Origin of the sequence: Caulobacter sp. UNC279MFTsu5.1, from assembly GCF_900114015.1 — a bacterium.
In the GTDB taxonomy this organism is placed as follows: Bacteria; Pseudomonadota; Alphaproteobacteria; order Caulobacterales; family Caulobacteraceae; genus Caulobacter.
In genome coordinates this window covers 23,503-39,986 of sequence record NZ_FORN01000035.1, presented here as the reverse complement: position 1 = coordinate 39,986, position 16,484 = coordinate 23,503, and the positions used below count along the sequence as shown (strand labels likewise).

The window sequence follows — 16,484 nt, the reverse complement described above, 5'->3', positions numbered from 1 at the left end:
TTCGAGCGAAGTGGATACCGGTTCGCGTGAAGAAAATGCGCCAAAACAAAGATCTAGAGCGCGCCGTACGCCGCCTGGACCAGCCGCACGGCGCGGGGGTCGCCGATCAGCTCGGTCCCCTGCTTGTTCATCACATAGGCCCCCGAAACGCCGCGCGACGGGTCGGCGAAGGCGCACGAGCCGCCCCAGCCGCTGTGGCCGAAGGCCTCGGCGGTCGGGCCGTAGAAGAAGTTGGGCGTGTTGCGCATGAAGCCCGCGCCCCAGCTGATCACATAGGGCAGGACCAGGTCCTGGCCGGCGATCCGCTCGGCGCTGGCCTGGGCGATCACGGCCGGCGACAGCACCGGGACGCCGTCCAGCTCGCCGCCCGAGGCCAGGGCGCCCATCAGCCGCGCCAGGGCCGGGGCGGTGGCGTGGCCGTTGGCCGACGGGATCTCGGCCCGCCGCCAGTCGGCCGTGCCGCGTCCCCCCGGCGCCGCCCACTTGGTCATGAAGGCGGCCTTCACGGCGTCGTTCATCGCCCCGAACTTGGGCAGGGCGGTCGGCCGCATCAGCTCGGCGCAGCGGGCGTGCTCGCTGTCGGGCAGGCCGATCCACAGGTCCAGGTCCAGCGGCTGCGCCAGGTCCTCGCGCAGGGCGGTCCCCATGGTCCGGCCGTCGACCCGGCGGAAGATCTCGCCGGCCGTGAAGCCGAAGGTCACCGGGTGATAGCCGCTAGCCGAGCCGATCGGCCACAGCGGCGCCATGGCCGCCAGCTTGGCGGTCGTGGCCGCCCAGTCGAACCAGATGGCCGGGTCGGTCTCGTCGGGAAAGCCCGACAGGCCGTCCTGGTGCGACATCACCTGGCCGACCGTGACGTCCTGCTTGCCGGCTTGCGCGAACTCCGGCCAGACCGAGGCGACGGTTTGATCGTAGGTCAGCCGTCCCTGGTCGACCAGCCGGGCGATCAGCAGGGACGCCACCGCCTTGGTGGTCGAGAACAGCGGCGTCAGGGTGTCGGGACCGAACGCCACCTCGCGCTTGCGGTCGGCGAAGCCGCCCATCAGGTCGACGACCACCTCGCCATGGATCGCCAGCGCGAACCGCGCGCCCAGCTCGCCGCCGTCCTCGAAGTTGGCGGCGAACGCGTCGCGGACGGCGGAGAAGCGGTCGGGGCAGAAGCCGGTGATGTCGACGGTCATGGGCAAGGGTCTAGCCCAGGCCGCTTCCTGTTGTCATCCATCGACAGATCCTCCCCCTCTGGGGGAGGTGGCCCGGAGGGCCGGAGGGGGAGCGCCGCGCAAGCTCCCTCAGTCGCTTCGCGACAGCTCCCCCAGCAGGGGAGCATCTAGGCCCTAGGCCAGCCGCTCGATCCGCACGGTCGGCGAGGTCTGCTTGATCCGCGCGGCCATGGCCACGATCGGCAGCTCCGGCGCGTTCCAGATGTTGGCGGCGGTCACGGTTTCGGCCACGCCGCCGACGGCGCGGGCCAGGCCGTAGGAAAGGGTCTGGCCTTCCAGGATCGAGGCGGCGAACAGGGCGGTCAGCAGGTCGCCGGTGCCGCTGGGCGAGCGCGCGGCCTTGGCGTGGGCCGCCAGCCAGGCCTCCTTGCGGTCGACATAGACCACGCCGATCTCATTTCCTCTTTGTACGGACGACACCAGGGTCGGCTTGTTCAGCAGCCGGCCGGCGCGCACCGCGGCCTGGGGGTCGCGCGAGTCCATGCCGGTCAGGCGCTGAAGCTCCCAGGCGTTGCAGGCCACCACGTCGGCGCGCGGGATCAGGTCGCCGGCGATCGCCTCGGCCACCTCGACCGGCACGTAGAGGCCCTTGCCGGCGTCGCCCATGGTCGGGTCGATGATCACGGTCGGCTTGCGCGCGAAGGCGCCCTTGGGTCCGCCTTCGCGCGGCGCGGCGCGCACGGCGTCGATGGTGCGGGCGGCGGCGCGCACCTGGGCGGCGCTGGCGAAATAGCCGGTGATAACCATGTCGGTCAGGCTCAGCAGGCCGTTGGCCTCGATGCCGTCGAGCATGCCCTCCATCACCTCGATGGGCGCGGCCGCCCCGCCCGGGATGCCCCAGCCGGGATGACGGCCGTAGAGCACGGTCGGCACGACCATCGAATCGATGCGGAACTGCACCAGGGCGGCGGCCTGGGCCGTGCCGCCCACCTGGCTGCCCGCGACATGGCTGGAAATGATCAGAGCTAGCGGCATGACCAGCGGCTTAGCCGAGCATGGGGGACTTGAATAGGGCAAGCGCCACTATGACGCAGCGCAGGTCGACGAACAATGTTATCTGATTGGCGAGCATCTCGACATCCGCCTCGGCGCCCAACAAAAAGGCCCGCCGCGTTTCCGCGGCGGGCCCTTCGGTTCGCTCGGGGCGAAGCCTAGTAGCGGTAGTGGTCCGGCTTGAACGGACCCTTTTCCGGCACGCCGATGTAGTCGGCCTGGTCCTTGCGCAGGGTCGACAGCTTGGCGCCCAGCTTCTCCAGGTGGAGGAAGGCGACCTTTTCGTCGAGGTGCTTGGGCAGGGTGTAGACCTCGTTCTTGTACGCGGCCTTGTTGGTCCACAGCTCGATCTGGGCCAGGGTCTGGTTGGTGAAGCTGGCCGACATCACGAAGCTGGGGTGGCCCGTGGCGTTGCCCAGGTTCACCAGGCGGCCTTCCGACAGCACGATGATCTTCTTGCCGTCCGGGAACTCGACGTGGTGGACCTGCGGCTTGATCTCGTCCCACTTGAAGTTGCGCAGGCCGGCGATCTGGATCTCGGAATCGAAGTGGCCGATGTTGCAGACGATGGCGTTGTTCTTCATCCGGCGCATGTCGTCGACGGTGATGACGTCCTTGTTGCCGGTGGCGGTGACGAAGATGTCGGCCTTGTCGGCCACGTCCTGCAGGGTCTGGACCTCATAGCCTTCCATCGCCGCCTGCAGGGCGCAGATCGGGTCGATCTCGGTGACGATCACCCGGGCGCCGCCCTGGCGCAGCGAGGCGGCCGAGCCCTTGCCCACGTCGCCATAGCCGCAGACCACCGCCACCTTGCCCGACAGCATCACGTCGGTGCCGCGGCGGATGGCGTCGACCAGCGATTCCCGGCAGCCGTACAGGTTGTCGAACTTGCTCTTGGTGACGCTGTCGTTGACGTTGATGGCCGGGAACGGCAGCTCGCCCTTCTGGGCCATCTGGTACAGGCGGTGGACGCCCGTGGTGGTCTCTTCCGACACCCCGCCGATGGCGTCGCGGATGGCGGTGTAGAAGCCCGGCTTTTCGGCCAGGTAGCGCTTCATCACGGTGTAGAGCGCTTCTTCTTCCTCGTTCTGCGGATTGTTGAGGATCGAGGGATCCTTCTCGGCCTTCGGACCCAGCACGCACAGCAGGGTGGCGTCGCCGCCGTCGTCGAGGATCAGGTTCGGATAGCCGCCGTCGGCCCATTCGAAGATCTTGTGGGCGTATTCCCAGTACTCGACCAGGTTCTCGCCCTTGAAGGCGAACACCGGCACGCCCGAGGCGGCGATGGCCGCGGCGGCGTGGTCCTGGGTCGAGAAGATGTTGCACGAGGCCCAGCGCACTTCGGCGCCCAGGGCGGTCAGGGTCTCGATCAGCACGGCGGTCTGGATGGTCATGTGCAGGCTGCCGGCGATGCGGGCGCCCTTCAGGACCTGGGCCGGGCCGTATTCGGCGCGGGTGGCCATCAGACCGGGCATTTCGGTCTCGGCGATGGCGATTTCCTTGCGGCCGAAATCGGCGAGCGAAATGTCCTTGACGATGTAGTCGGCCACGGTCGGCTCCTGCGGTCGGGGGATGGTCTTGCGCGGTCTATACCGCGCCCGGCCCCTTCTCGCAATTAAGGCATAAGGATTTCTTTATATGCTGGGACCGAACGCGGCGGCGACACAGCCGTCCATGTCGAGTTGCACCACTCCGTTCCGTGGCGGGTCGGCGGTGGGAAGCCAGTCGCAGATCCTGGCGATCGCTTCGGGAACCTGGGCTGGCTCGCCCCGTGTAACATAGCGCTCGATGTCCGCCGACAGGTCCAGGCCCGACACCTCGGCATAAACCTTTGGAAACAGGGCGTCGGCGGTCTGGCTTCCGCCCGCCGCGGCGTGTTTGGCCTGAGCCAGCAACACGTCGCGCAGCGCGCCCTTGCCGCTGCCCCGCAGGCGCTCGTCCCACCGCAGCGCCAAGTTGAAGCCCTGGAAATAGGGCCAGTTGAACAGCTCTGGATCACGCCAGTAGTCGGTCGTCATGCGCTCGGCGCTGACCGGGCCGGGCCACGCGTGGCCGCTTAACGCCGTACCGAAGTCGGCGGGCGAAAACACGCCCGACTTCACCAGGCTTCGATAGCCCAGATAGTCGGCGAAGCCCTCCGAGAACCAGTAGCCTTTGGGCTCGTCGGTGCCCGCCGGCAGGCCGCCCAGGGCGCGCGCCAGCCATGCATGGGTGATCTCATGGGCCAACACCTCAGTGAACTTACTTAGCCACACGGCCTTGGACGCATAGAGCGCAGCGCTGTCCGCGCCACGCCCCTGGCCGCCCCAGATCATCACGTCCGGGACGGGGACCTGGTCGATGGTGATCAGGAAGGATCCGGGCGGCGCCCTCCAGTATTGACGCTGGTAGGCGACGAGCCGGGCGGCGTTGTTGGCCACAGCGTCGTCGCCAAAGTCGAAGTCGCCGCGTAGGGCCACGCGCAGCCGCGAGCCGTCGGGCAGGCGTCGCTCGACGATCCGCACCGTCGGACCCGCCAGCAGATAGCTTTCCCGCGCCTCGCGGAGAGTAGTGTCGCTCGCCGCTTCCAGATCGGACGCCAGGGTCCAACCCGCCGGCATCGCGCCCAGCCGCACCGTCGCCGGCACATCGAGCCTCCCTTCGAGATAGGCGATCACCGTCTCGCCCAGGAAGCTGACGCCCTGAGCGCCCTCGGCGGGTCCGGCCTCGACGCCCAGGCCGCGCCGGCCTCGCACGCCGGTCTTAACCCGATAGCGCAAGTGAAGGGTCGCCGAGGGCGCGTGGTCCAGGATCAGCGTCTTGGCGTCACCAGGCGTGATCCGGCCGCCGTCGACCGAGACTTCGGTCACGTTGAGCCAGAGATCCGTGGCGTAACCGAAGCGATCGGGCAGGCGCACCACCGTGCGTCCGTCAGCGTCGCCCTGGAAGGTCATGTCGACCCACACAGCGCGTCGTTCGGGACCTTCGCGCAGGGTGATCTCGACCGCGATGGGCGGTTGTGCCGACGGTGCGTGAGTTTGGGAACGGGCGTGGGTCGCACCCGCCGACAGCAAGGCAACTAGAATCAGAACAGAAAAGCGCATTCGGCCCCCGAGCCCACTTCGGGTCACCTAAGCCGTCGGACGCGGGTCGCGCAACCCTGGCGGATCACCAGAAACGCTTGGCCTCGGCGAAGGTGACGTAGGCGCCCTGGGCGTCGGCCAGCAGTTCGGCTTCGCGCTCGGCGCCGTTCGCGGTCAGGCGGCCGGCGGCGAAGGCGGCCTCGGGGTCCTCGCAGGCCGTCGCCACCTCGCGGGCCAGGGCCTCGCGCCCGGCCTGGTCGTTGAGCAGCCCCAGGGCGTCCTGCAGGTCCCGGGTCGCCGCGACGAAGCGGCCCAGGCGCTTGGGATGATCGGGAAACAGCCCGCCCAGGTCCTCGAGGGCGTAGCGCAGCTTCTTGCCGCGAATGCGCAGGTGGTGACGATCCTCGGGGCTCAGGCCGGCCAGGTCGCGGCCGTCCTTGCGGATGCGGCGCCGGCGCTTGTCCAGCGCCTTCCTGGCGAAGTCGGCGGCGGACTTGGCGCGGATCTTTTCCAGGCGCTTGTCGGTGGTCCAGGCGCCGGCCTCCAGCCAGGCGGCGGCGTCGATGGCCAGGGCGCGGAAGCGGGCGCTGTCCACGGCCTCGCCGGCCTGGGCGTAGGCCTTGGTCTGAGCGGCCAGCAGGGCCTTGCCGAACGCCGCCAGGGCGCGGGCCTCGTCCTGGACGGCGGCGCCGGGCTCGGCGTCGGCCGGGTCCGGCGCCGGACGCCCCTCGACAGCCGGCCGCCAAACGTCGGCGACGAACACGTCCAGGTTCCGCGCCGCGCCCAGGGCGTCGGCCAGCCATTTCAGCTCGGCCTTGACGTGGCGGGCGGCCGGATCGGCGGCCAGGGCCTTGAAGGTCGACAGCAGGGCCCGGAAGCGCCGCGCCGCCACCCGCAGCTTGTGCACCCGCTCGGGACCCGGACGGGTCCGCAGGCCCTCGGCGGCGGCGCACAGCCGGTCCAGGGCGGCGCGCCCCAAGGCCTGCAGCGCCTCGCCGACGGTCGCGTCGGGCGCCAGGACCGCCTCGGCCCGCGGCCCCTCCGCCTCGCCCAGGGCCAGGACGTAGCCGCGCTCGGCCTTGCTGACCAGGGACAGGCGCAGCGGCGCGTGGGCGGCCAGGTCGCGCGCCAGGTCGAACAGCACGCGTGGCGCGCCGGCCTTCAGCTCCAGCTCCAGCTCGCTGATCCCTGCCCGCCGATCGTCGGCCAGCAGTTCGCCCTGGTCCAGGGCCGCCTCGATGGTCGCGCCGTCACGCTCGATCAGCCGGGTCACGCGCGTGACGTTGGCGGCGAACACCGGGGTCAGGGCGTCGCCGTTGATGATCTTGGCGGCCGGGGTGCGGGCCAGCAGGTCGCGGTCGGGTTCAGGCCCTTCGACCGGGTTCTCCCACTCGCCGCGGGCGAAGACGCCGCCGGAGGAGGCCGATTTGAGGGTCTGCTTGCGGCCGTTCTCGCCGTCGCGGACGCGCAGGCCGAAACCCGCCTTGCGCAGGGCGTGGTCGGCCGTGTCGAAATAGGTCGCGTCGAGCTGTCGAACCGCCTCCCGCCCTTCGAGCCGGGCCAGGATCTCGCTCGAAGCCTCCGGGGCGATCAGGAACTTCAGCTCGATTTCGTGATCCATGCGACCTTATAACCTGACGCGCCGGCTTTGGCTCCATGAGCCGTTGCTCGCCTTCGCGCGCGGGACCCGGCGGGGCTCGCACGCTGGACGTGCTTGCCAATCAAACTGGCGGAGTCCAAACCTGCGCGCCATGAGCCAGATCAACCTCGCCCACCCTCGCCACGACTGGACCCTCGACCAGGTCGAGGCCCTGTTCGACCTGCCGTTCATGGAGCTGGTCTTCCAGGCCGCGACCGTGCACCGGGCCTGGTTCGATCCGTCGGAGGTGCAGCTGTCGCAGTTGCTGTCGGTTAAGACCGGCGGCTGCGCCGAGAACTGCGGCTATTGCAGCCAGAGCGCCCACTTCAAGACCGGCCTGAAGGCCGAGAAGCTGATGGACGCCGAGGTGGTGATCGCCAAGGCCCGCGAGGCCCGCGACGGCGGGGCCCAGCGTTTCTGCATGGGCGCGGCCTGGCGCGAGCTGAAGGACCGCGACCTGCCCAGGCTGGCGGCGATGATCGGCGGGGTGAAGGCCCTGGGCCTGGAGACCTGCGCGACCCTGGGCATGCTGACGCCGGACCAGGCCAGGCAGCTGAAGGACGCCGGCCTCGACTACTATAATCACAACCTCGATACCGGCCCGGAATATTACGGCGACGTGGTCTCGACCCGCACCTACCAGGAACGGCTGGACACCCTGGCCTACGTCCGTGACGCGGGCATGAGCACCTGCTGCGGCGGCATCGTCGGCATGGGCGAGCAGCGTCGCGACCGCGCCAGCCTGCTGCACCAGCTGGCCACCCTGCCGGCCCACCCCGACAGCCTGCCGATCAACGGCCTGGTGCCGGTCAGCGGCACGCCGCTGGGCGACAAGGTGCTGAAGGAAGGCCAGATCGACTCGATCGAGTTCGTCCGCACCATCGCCGTGGCCCGGATCGTCTGCCCCAAGGCCATGGTCCGCCTGTCGGCCGGCCGCGACGAGATGAGCCGCGAGCTGCAGGCCCTGTGCTTCCTGGCCGGCGCCAACTCGATCTTCGTCGGCGGCAAGCTCTTGACCACCCCCCTGCCCGGCCAGGACGAGGACAGCGCCCTGTTCCAGGACCTGGACCTGCGGCCGATGGGCGTGAAGACGGCGGCGCCGGAAACGGTGGCGGCGGAGTAGCGGCGGCGCCGTCGCTCCAAAGCTGAGCCTTGCCCAATTGGCGTCACAACCTAAGGTGAAGATCGTGTCGATCACGATTCATCGCCTGGGGGACGCCTCGTGAAACTATTCATTTCGGCCGCAGCCGCGGCCCTGCTCGTCGCATCACCGGCGCTGGCCGCGCCGACGGCCAAGGCCGCGACAACCGTCGCCGCGCGGCCGGCGCTGCCGGATCCGGACGTCCCCTACACCAAGTTCGTCCTGAAGAACGGCCTGACGCTGCTGGTCCACGAGGACCACAAGGCGCCGATCGTGGCGATCAACATCTGGTACCACGTCGGCGCCAAGGACGAGCCCCGCGGCCGTTCGGGCTTCGCCCACCTGTTCGAGCACCTGATGTTCAACGGCAGCGAGAATCACAACGACGACTTCTTCAAGGTCACCGAGCGCATCGGCGCGACCGACATGAACGGCACCACCAACAACGACCGCACCAACTACTTCCAGAACGTCCCCAAAAGCGCGCTGGACACCATTCTGTGGCTGGAGAGCGACCGCATGGGCCACCTGCTGGGCGCCCTGGACCAGCCCCGGCTCGACGAGCAGCGCGGCGTCGTCCAGAACGAGAAGCGCCAGGGCGAGAACCGTCCCTACGGCCAGGCCTGGAACCTGATCACCAAGGCCACCTACCCCGAAGAGCACCCCTACGGCCACACCGTCATCGGCTCGATGGACGACCTGAACGCCGCCAAGCTGGATGACGTGAAGGAGTGGTTCCGCACCTATTACGGTCCGACCAACGCCACCATCGTGCTGGCCGGGGACATCACGCCGGCCGAGGCCAAGACCAAGGTCGAGACCTATTTCGGCGACATCCCGCCCGGCCCGCCCGTCGCCCATCCCAAGGTCTGGATCGCCAAGCGTTCCGGCGCCCAGCGCGAGGTGGCCTATGACCATGTCGCCCAGCCGCGCCTCTACAAGGTGTGGAACATCCCCCAGGACGGCGACGCCGACGCCCGCCTGCTCGACCTGGCCTCCGACCTGCTGGTCTCGGACAAGGGCTCGCGCCTCTACAAGCGGCTGGTGTTCGACGAGCAGATCGCCACCGACGTCACCGCCTACGCCTGGACGCGCGAGATCGCCGGCCAGTTCGTGATCGAGGTCACGGCGAAACAGGGCCAGGACCTGGCGCGCATCGAGCGCGAGGTCGACGAGGAGGTGTCCAAGCTGATCGCCGCGGGCCCGACGGCGGCGGAGCTGGACCGCGTGCGCACCCGCCGCGCCGCCAATATCCTGCAGGGCCTGGAGCGGATCGGCGGGTTCGGCGGCAAGTCCGACCTGCTGGCCCAGAGCCAGACCTTCCACGACTCGCCCGACGCCTGGAAGGAAGACCTGGCGGTCCTGAAGACCGTGACGCCGCGCCAGATCCAGGGCGCGACCCAGCGCTGGCTGTCCGACGGGTCCTATACCCTGTCCATCCTGCCGGTTCCGGACTTCGCGGCCAGCGGGCCGGGGGCCGACCGCAAGACCATGCCCACGCCGGCCCAGACCGCCAGCCCGGTGTTTCCGACGGCCAAGCGCCTGACCCTGTCCAACGGCCTGAAGGTGATCGTCGTCGAGCGCCACGCCGCCCCGACCGTCGAGCTGAGCCTGATGGTCAACACCGGATACGCCCCGGACTTCGCCGGCGAGAAGACCGGCACGGGCTCGCTGGCGATGTCGCTGATGGACGACGGCACGACGACGCGCGACGCCATCGGCATAAGCGAGGAGCTCAGCGGCCTGGGAGCCAGCCTCTCGACACGTGGCGGCGGCGAGGCCTCCTATGTCAGCATGAGCACCCTGGCGGCGACCTTGACGCCGTCGCTGGCCCTGTTCGCCGACGTGATCGAGAATCCCGCCTTTCGTCCGGCCGACGTCGAGCGCGAGCGCGCCCTGGCCATCGCCGGCGTCCAGCAGCAGAAGCGCAACCCTTCCAACATGGCGTTCCGGGTGATCGGACCGGCGATCTACGGGCGCGACCACCCTTACGGTCGCATCTCGACCGAGAAGAGCCTAAGCGCCCTGCGTCGAGACGAGCTGGCCGCCTTCCATGCCCGCTGGTTCCACCCCAACAACGCCGTCCTGGTGGTGGTCGGCGACGTCGAGGCCGGCAAGCTGACGCCGGCCCTGGAGACGGCGTTCGCCGGCTGGCAGCCCGCCGCCGTGCCGCCGATCGCCGTGCCGCCCGCCGCCGGCGGCAACAAACCCCTGGTCTATCTGGTCGACAAGCCCGACGCCCAGCAGTCGATGATCCTGGCCGGCAACATCGCGCCGCCGCGCAACGACCAGGACGAGATCGCCATCGACACCTTCAATACGGTGCTGGGCGGCGCCTTCGTCTCGCGCCTGAACATGAACCTGCGCGAGGACAAGCACTGGTCCTATGGCGCCTCCAGCTTCGTGGGCGGCGGCCGTGGGCCCTGGCGTTTCAACGCCTACGCCTCGGTGCAGACCGACAAGACCGCGGAATCGGCGGCCGAGCTGCGCAAGGAGCTGACCGGCGTCGTCGGGCCCAGACCCGTGACCGCCGAGGAATTGGCCATGGCCCAGAACAACATGACCCTGTCGCTGCCGGGAGCGTGGGAGACCAACAACGCGGTCGCCGGCTATCTGACGGACATGGCCTATCGCGGCCGCGCCGACGACTATTACGACGGCTACGCCGACAAGGTGCGGGCGGTGACCCTCGCCGAAACCGGCGAGGCGGCCCGCAAGGTGGTGCGTGACGGGGCCCTGGTCTGGGTGATCGTCGGCGACCGCAAGAAGATCGAGCCGGGCCTGGCGGCGCTCAAGCTCGGCGAGATCCGCCACGTCGATGCGGACGGCGACCCCGTCCCCTGAGCGCGGTCCGACCCGGTTCGGCGAGCGGCTTCAGCGCTCCTCGTCGAACCGGTTCGACACCAGTTCGATCAGGGCCTCGACCGCCGCGTCGGCCTCGGGGCCCTCGGCGGCGATGTCGATGGTCGAGCCGATGCCGGCGGCCAGCATCATCAGACCCATGATCGAGCGAGCGTCGACGCTGGTCCCGTCGCGGGCGACCGTGACCTCGGCGTCGAAGCCCGAGGCCAGCTTGACGAACTTGGCCGAGGCGCGGGCGTGCAACCCCCGCTCGTTGACGATCTCGACCGTGCGCGCCGCCATGCGACTCATTTTTCCCCTGCCAGCACGTAGGAGGCCACGGAGATATATTTGCGTCCAGCCTCCTGGGCGTGGGCGACGCAGGCCTGCAGGTTCTCGCGCTGGCGCACGCTGGCCAGCTTGATCAGCATCGGCAGGTTCAGGCCGGCGATCACCTCGGCCTTGGTCTGCTCCATCACCGAGATGGCCAGGTTCGACGGCGTGCCGCCGAACATGTCGGTCAGCAGAATCACGCCGTCGCCGTCCTGGTCGACCGCGGCGCACGCCTTCAGAATGTCCGACCGGCGACGTTCCATGTCGTCCTCCGGGCCGATGCAAATGGCCTTCACCGCGCCCTGCGGTCCGACCACATGTTCCATGGCGGAGACGAACTCCTCCGCCAGCCGCCCGTGCGTGACTATCACGAGCCCGATCATGCCTGATCTCTCAAACGGATCCCCATAACCCGTGGCGGCAGGGAGGCGGCCGCGCGGGCCGCCTTGATACGCTTGTTAGTCGGTGACTCCAAGATGCTCAAACACCCGCCTGATTTTCCCCGGCGCGCCGGGTTCCAGAGGCCACAGGTCCAGCACCGGCGTGGAAACGCCTTCGATGACCTGGAACGTGGGATCGGGCAACCGCTCGACCGCCCGCGGCCCATCCACGCAGCGTACCAGAAGATCGATCCGGCAAAACGTTCGATGCGGCTGGGGCAGCACGCCCAGGCCGCGGGCCTCGATCAACCCGGCCAGGGCGTCCGGCGCGCGGCCATGCAGCCTGCCGCCGGACACGAACACCAGGGTGCGGTCGTCGGCGACCAGGACGAAGCCCTGGTCGAGGGCCCGCAGCATCAGGTCGCTCTTGCCGACGCCCGACGGGCCTTCGATCAGCGCGCCGCGCCAGGTTCCGGCGACCCGCCGGGCGATCAGGCCCGCATGGCGGATCATTCGCGCGCGCCCCCATCGCGTTGGCCGCCGTGATGATGGTGACCGTTGTGGGCGCCGGCCTCGGGCAGGTCGACCACGAACCGCGCCCCGATCACCTTGCCCTTGGCGTCCTTGCGGTTCTCGGCTCGCATGGTCCCGCCATGCGCCTCGACGATCTGGCGGGCGATCGACAGGCCCAGGCCCGAATTGCCGCCGAACGCCTTGCCCTTGGGCCGCGAGGTGTAGAACCGCTCGAAGATCGTCTCCAGATTGTCGGGCGGGATCCCGGGGCCGTCGTCGTCGACCGTGACGATCAGGCGATTGTGATGATCGCGCAGGCCCGGATCGCGCTTGAGCGTGACCCGCACCTCGCCGTCGGCGGCGCTGAACGAGCGGGCGTTGTCGATCAGGTTGCGGAACACCTGGCCCACCGGGGTCTCGCGCGCCACGATCCGGGCGTGCTGCGGCGCGCCCTTGGCGTCGAAGGTCACCCGCACGCTGCCCGGGGCCTCGCCCGGACGCAGCTGGGCCTCGTACAAATGGATGACCTCGGCCAGCAGGCCGTTCAGCTCGAAGGCCCGCGGCGCCTCGCGCGACAGCTCCGCGTCCAGCCTGGAAGCATTGGAAATGTCGGTGACCAGCCGGTCCAGGCGGGTGACGTCCTGCTGCAGGATGCCCAGCAGCCGGGCCCGGGCGGCGGGATCGGTCACCAGGTCCAGGGTCTCGATCGCCGAGCGGATCGAGGTCAGGGGGTTCTTGATCTCGTGGGCGACGTCGGCGGCGAAGCGCTCGATGGCGTCCATCCGCTCGGACATCGAATCGGTCATCTCCTCCAGGGCCCGCGACAGGTCGCCCAACTCGTCCTTGCGGTCGGAAATGTCGGGCAGGGAGATGGCCCGCGCGCCGTCCAGCCGCACGCGATCGGCGGCGCTGGCCATGCGCAGCACCGGCTGGGCGATCAGGCGGTTGAGCAGGAACGACGAGATCAGGGTGGTGGCGATGGCGATCAGGGCGAACGGCAGCAGGGCCTTGCGCTCGGCGGCGATGATCTGGTCGACGTCGCCGGCCTCCAGGGTCAGGACGCCCAGGACCGCGCGCACGTGCTGGATGGGGATCGACACCGACACCACACGCTCGCCCATCTCGTCGATGCGGGTTCCGGCCACGGGCTCGCCCAGCTTGGCCTGGGCGATCTCGGCCGCCAGGGCCTCGCGCGCCGCCTCGGCGACCCGGGGCTTGGTGTCGGGACTGTGGGTCGGCAGGCCGAAGGCCGGCTGGCCGGGCTTGCGGGCCGGCGGCAGCGCCTTGGACTCCACGCGGTCGGCGACGACGTAGCTGTCGGCCAGCTGGTTGCCCTCGGCGTCGAACAGCCGGGCGCGCTGCGAGCGCGGGATGAACAGGCTCTGCAGGATGTCGCTGGCCTGGTCGGGGACCAGGCGCGGCTCGGGGTCGCCGACCGTGGCGGCCAGATCGATCACGTTGGCGATCAGCTCGCCTTGGGTGGTCAGGCTGTCGATGCGCGTGTTGATCAGGCCGCTGCGCAGCTCGTTCAGCACCAGCGCCCCGCCCAGCAGCACGGCCAGGGCCAGCAGGTTCAGGCCGATGATCAGCCGGCCCAGGCGCGAACCCCTGGGCCAGCCGAACTTGGGCCAGCCGAGCCTGGGCCAGGTCAAACGCTGTTTCGGCTCGGCCTCCGGCCCGGGCTCCCCGGCCATCTTGCGATCAGGATTCGCGATATCGGTAGCCGACGCCATACAGGGTTTCGATGGAATCGAACTCCGGATCGACCTGGCGGAACTTCTTGCGCATGCGCTTGATGTGGCTGTCGATGGTGCGGTCGTCGACATAGACCTGATCGTCGTAGGCGGCGTCCATCAGGTTGTCGCGGCTCTTCACGAAGCCCGGGCGCTGGGCCAGCGACTGCAGCAGCAGGAACTCGGTGACCGTCAGGCGCACCGGCTTGCCGTCCCACAGGCTGTCGTGGCGCGCGGAGTCCAGCGTCAGCTTGCCGCGCTTCATGATCTTGGAATTGGCCGAGCCGGGGGCGGCGCTGGCGGCGTCCTCCTCCTCGGGGCGGGCGCGGCGCAGCACGGCCTTGACCCGCTCCAGCAGCAGGCGCTGGCTGAACGGCTTGTGGATGTAGTCGTCGGCCCCGAGGTTGAAGCCGAGGATCTCGTCGATCTCGTCGTCCTTGGAGGTCAGCATGATCACCGGGATCTCGGTGGTCTGGCGCAGGCGGCGCAGCACTTCCATGCCGTCCATGCGCGGCATCTTGACGTCCAGGATCACCAGGTCGGGCGCCTGGCTCTCGACCGCGTCCAGCCCCGACGCGCCGTCGTAATAGGCTTTGACCACGTGGCCATGGCTTTCCAGCGCCAGCGAAACCGAAGCGACGATGTTCTCGTCGTCGTCGATGAGAGTAATATCGGCCATCGAGCCCTATGGGTCCTTTCGCGGTTTTCCTGCCGATACTATCGATCGGCGTCGCCCTCTACAACGCGCGGGGCGGCTAAGCTTTCCCCGCCTTTTGCGACCCCAGCGTGGCGCGATTGCGGCGCGCGCCCGCCAAGGGCGCCCACAAGGCGTTGCGGACGGCAACCTCACCTTAAGGTCTTGTATCCCATAAGGGAGCTTCGGGGAGCCCTTTGCCGATGAGCGACCAAGTCCATTACGAGCTGTTCGTGCGCCGCAAGCCCGGCGCGCAGTGGACGCTCGACATGGCGACCGAGATCCGCGCCCACGCCCTGCAGACCGCCGAGGAGGCGCTGGAGCAGGGGCGGGCGATCGCCGTGCGGGTCAGCAAGGAGACGCTCGACCCCGAGACCCGCGAATACAAGTCGATCTCGATCTTCACCAAGGGCCAGGTCGACGGCGGCAAGCCCAAGAAGGTGCAGGAGGATCTGGATCCGCTCTGCGTCCAGCCCGCCGACCTCTACACCGCCCACGCCCGTGACCGCATCGGCCGCCTGCTGGAAGGCTGGCTGGCCCGCCACAACGCCACCCCGTTCGAGCTGCTGCACCGTCCCGACCTGGTCGAGAAGCTGGAAGCCTCCGGCACCGACCTGCAGCACGCCCTGCAGAAGATCGCCATCCCCGAGGCCGAGGCCCGGGGCATGTCGGTCCACGAGCTGATCCGCACCTTCCAGGGCCTGGTCGAGCGCACGGTCGCCAACCTGATGAAGCAGTTCAAGAAGGGCGCCCTGCCCGACCTGGACAAGGAAGGCTTCGCCCGCGCCGCCGAGCGGCTGTCCGCCGATCCCGACCGCGCCTTCCTGCTGGGGGCCGGCGTCGCCGCCTCGATCGCGCCCGGCAAGAACTGGTCCGAGAAGATCGCCCGCCTGCTGGACCTGGCCGACGCCGCGCCCAGCGACCCCAAGGCCCGCGCCGCCGCCCTGGCCGCCATCGAGACGCCCCTGGCCGAGATCATCGGCTCCAAGGCCGGCATGGCCGACCTGCTGGGCGCCAATGACAAGGGGGGCGACGCCGACCTCGGCACGACCCTGGCGGCCATGACCCGCCTGGCCGGCGGCGCCCAGGTCGAGGGTCTGATCCGCGTCGAGGCCGGGGTGCGCAACTGCATGCCCGAGCTCTCCGGCACGGCCCGGCGCCTGTGCGACTGGCTGAGCGGCGAGGCCTTCCCCGCCGTGCGGATGTCGATCGCCCAGCGCGTGCTCAAGGAGCTGAACGGCGTCCGCCGCCTGAAACCCGCCGACGCCGAGGCCGAGATCGAATACCTGCGCGCCCTGGCCATGAGCCTGACGGCCGCCGCGGGCCGCATCCTGCCGCCGGAAGACATCACCAGCGCCTTCACCACCCGCTCCAAGACCCTGCTGAACGGCGAGTTCATCGAAGCCCTGCTCGGCCGCGACCGCTCGTCGCGTGAAGAGATCCAGATGCTGATCCGCCTGGCCGAGAACGTCATGGGCGCGGTCAACAAGCGCATGGCCGCCCGTTGGCTGTCGGCCAACGTCCTGGCCCTGCGCTTCGAGCGCGAGCTGCGCCAGGGTCCGGACTCGGCGGCGTCGAAGCTGGCCGCCCTGGCCGCCCTGCAGAAGGCCCTGGTCCGCTCGGGCCTGGTGGTCGAGGACTACGAACCGCTGTGCGTCCGCCTGGGCGAGGTGGGCGGCATGATCGAGACCGACGCCCGCCTGGTGGCCATGCTGGTCCGCGCCCCCGCGCCCCTGCCCCAGAAGCTGGCCGTGCTGATCAAGCTGGCCATGGGCGAAGCCGGCCCCACCGGCCCTGTCGCCGACAAGGCCAAGGCCGAGGTCATGAAGCTGGCCCGCGCCCCGGAAGCCCGCGAGGAGCTGGCCGGCTCGCCCGAGACCATGGACCTGCTCAAGGGCATGGTTCAGCAGAAGGCGGCGGCTTAACTCAAACATC

At 69.5% G+C, this 16,484-nt stretch carries 13 protein-coding genes; 3 read left to right on the top strand and 10 right to left on the bottom strand.

Going from position 1 to position 16,484, the window contains the following annotated elements:
• Positions 1 to 53 precede the first annotated feature (53 nt).
• From BM066_RS18020 to BM066_RS18000, 5 genes are all read right to left on the bottom strand, one after another.
• On the bottom strand, positions 54 to 1,181 hold the full coding sequence (locus BM066_RS18020) for a serine hydrolase domain-containing protein (protein ID WP_089929792.1): 1,128 nt from the start codon (positions 1,179 to 1,181) through the stop codon (positions 54 to 56).
• 153 nt (positions 1,182 to 1,334) lie between these two features.
• The gene (locus tag BM066_RS18015; protein WP_089929791.1) at positions 1,335 to 2,195 is read right to left on the bottom strand and encodes a PfkB family carbohydrate kinase; all 861 of its coding nucleotides are present in this window, start codon (positions 2,193 to 2,195) and stop codon (positions 1,335 to 1,337) included.
• A 176-nt stretch (positions 2,196 to 2,371) separates the two neighbouring features.
• Positions 2,372 to 3,763, bottom strand: coding sequence for an adenosylhomocysteinase (ahcY, locus tag BM066_RS18010; protein WP_089929790.1), 1,392 nt, complete (start codon positions 3,761 to 3,763; stop codon positions 2,372 to 2,374).
• A gap of 84 nt (positions 3,764 to 3,847) precedes the next feature.
• Positions 3,848 to 5,146: a M61 metallopeptidase family protein gene (locus BM066_RS18005; RefSeq protein ID WP_143093761.1), complete on the bottom strand. Its 1,299-nt coding sequence runs from the start codon at positions 5,144 to 5,146 to the stop codon at positions 3,848 to 3,850.
• Between the two features lie 214 nt (positions 5,147 to 5,360).
• Positions 5,361 to 6,896, bottom strand: coding sequence for a CYTH and CHAD domain-containing protein (locus tag BM066_RS18000; RefSeq protein WP_089929788.1), 1,536 nt, complete (start codon positions 6,894 to 6,896; stop codon positions 5,361 to 5,363).
• 130 nt (positions 6,897 to 7,026) lie between these two features.
• Here BM066_RS18000 and bioB point away from each other — a divergent pair, with 130 nt between their 5' ends.
• Complete coding sequence (bioB, locus tag BM066_RS17995) at positions 7,027 to 8,037, top strand: biotin synthase BioB (protein WP_089929787.1); 1,011 nt, start codon at positions 7,027 to 7,029, stop codon at positions 8,035 to 8,037.
• Between the two features lie 99 nt (positions 8,038 to 8,136).
• A complete protein-coding gene (locus tag BM066_RS17990) occupies positions 8,137 to 10,899 on the top strand; it encodes a M16 family metallopeptidase (protein WP_089929786.1) in 2,763 nt (920 codons plus the stop codon).
• Positions 10,900 to 10,929: 30 nt separating this feature from the next.
• Here BM066_RS17990 and BM066_RS17985 read toward each other — a convergent pair whose 3' ends face one another.
• The 5 genes from BM066_RS17985 to BM066_RS17965 all read right to left on the bottom strand — a co-directional run bounded on the left by BM066_RS17985 (position 10,930) and on the right by BM066_RS17965 (position 14,534).
• Entirely contained in the window at positions 10,930 to 11,208 is a 279-nt protein-coding gene (locus tag BM066_RS17985; RefSeq protein ID WP_089929785.1) for an HPr family phosphocarrier protein, read from the bottom strand.
• Positions 11,205 to 11,612, bottom strand: coding sequence for a PTS sugar transporter subunit IIA (locus BM066_RS17980; protein WP_035080717.1), 408 nt, complete (start codon positions 11,610 to 11,612; stop codon positions 11,205 to 11,207). Before BM066_RS17980 ends, BM066_RS17985 begins: the two co-directional genes overlap by 4 nt.
• 75 nt (positions 11,613 to 11,687) lie before the next feature.
• Positions 11,688 to 12,122: an HPr kinase/phosphorylase gene (locus tag BM066_RS17975; RefSeq protein ID WP_089929784.1), complete on the bottom strand. Its 435-nt coding sequence runs from the start codon at positions 12,120 to 12,122 to the stop codon at positions 11,688 to 11,690.
• Entirely contained in the window at positions 12,119 to 13,816 is a 1,698-nt protein-coding gene (locus tag BM066_RS17970) for a sensor histidine kinase (RefSeq protein ID WP_255367639.1), read from the bottom strand. The genes BM066_RS17975 and BM066_RS17970 overlap by 4 nt, the downstream gene beginning before the upstream one ends.
• Positions 13,817 to 13,823: 7 nt before the next feature.
• Entirely contained in the window at positions 13,824 to 14,534 is a 711-nt protein-coding gene (locus tag BM066_RS17965) for a response regulator transcription factor (protein WP_035080721.1), read from the bottom strand.
• Between the two features lie 218 nt (positions 14,535 to 14,752).
• On the opposite strand from BM066_RS17965, the gene BM066_RS17960 reads away from it, so the two are divergent.
• Positions 14,753 to 16,474 (top strand): hypothetical protein, encoded by a 1,722-nt coding sequence (locus BM066_RS17960; protein ID WP_089929783.1) that lies wholly within the window; start codon positions 14,753 to 14,755, stop codon positions 16,472 to 16,474.
• Positions 16,475 to 16,484 lie beyond the last annotated feature (10 nt).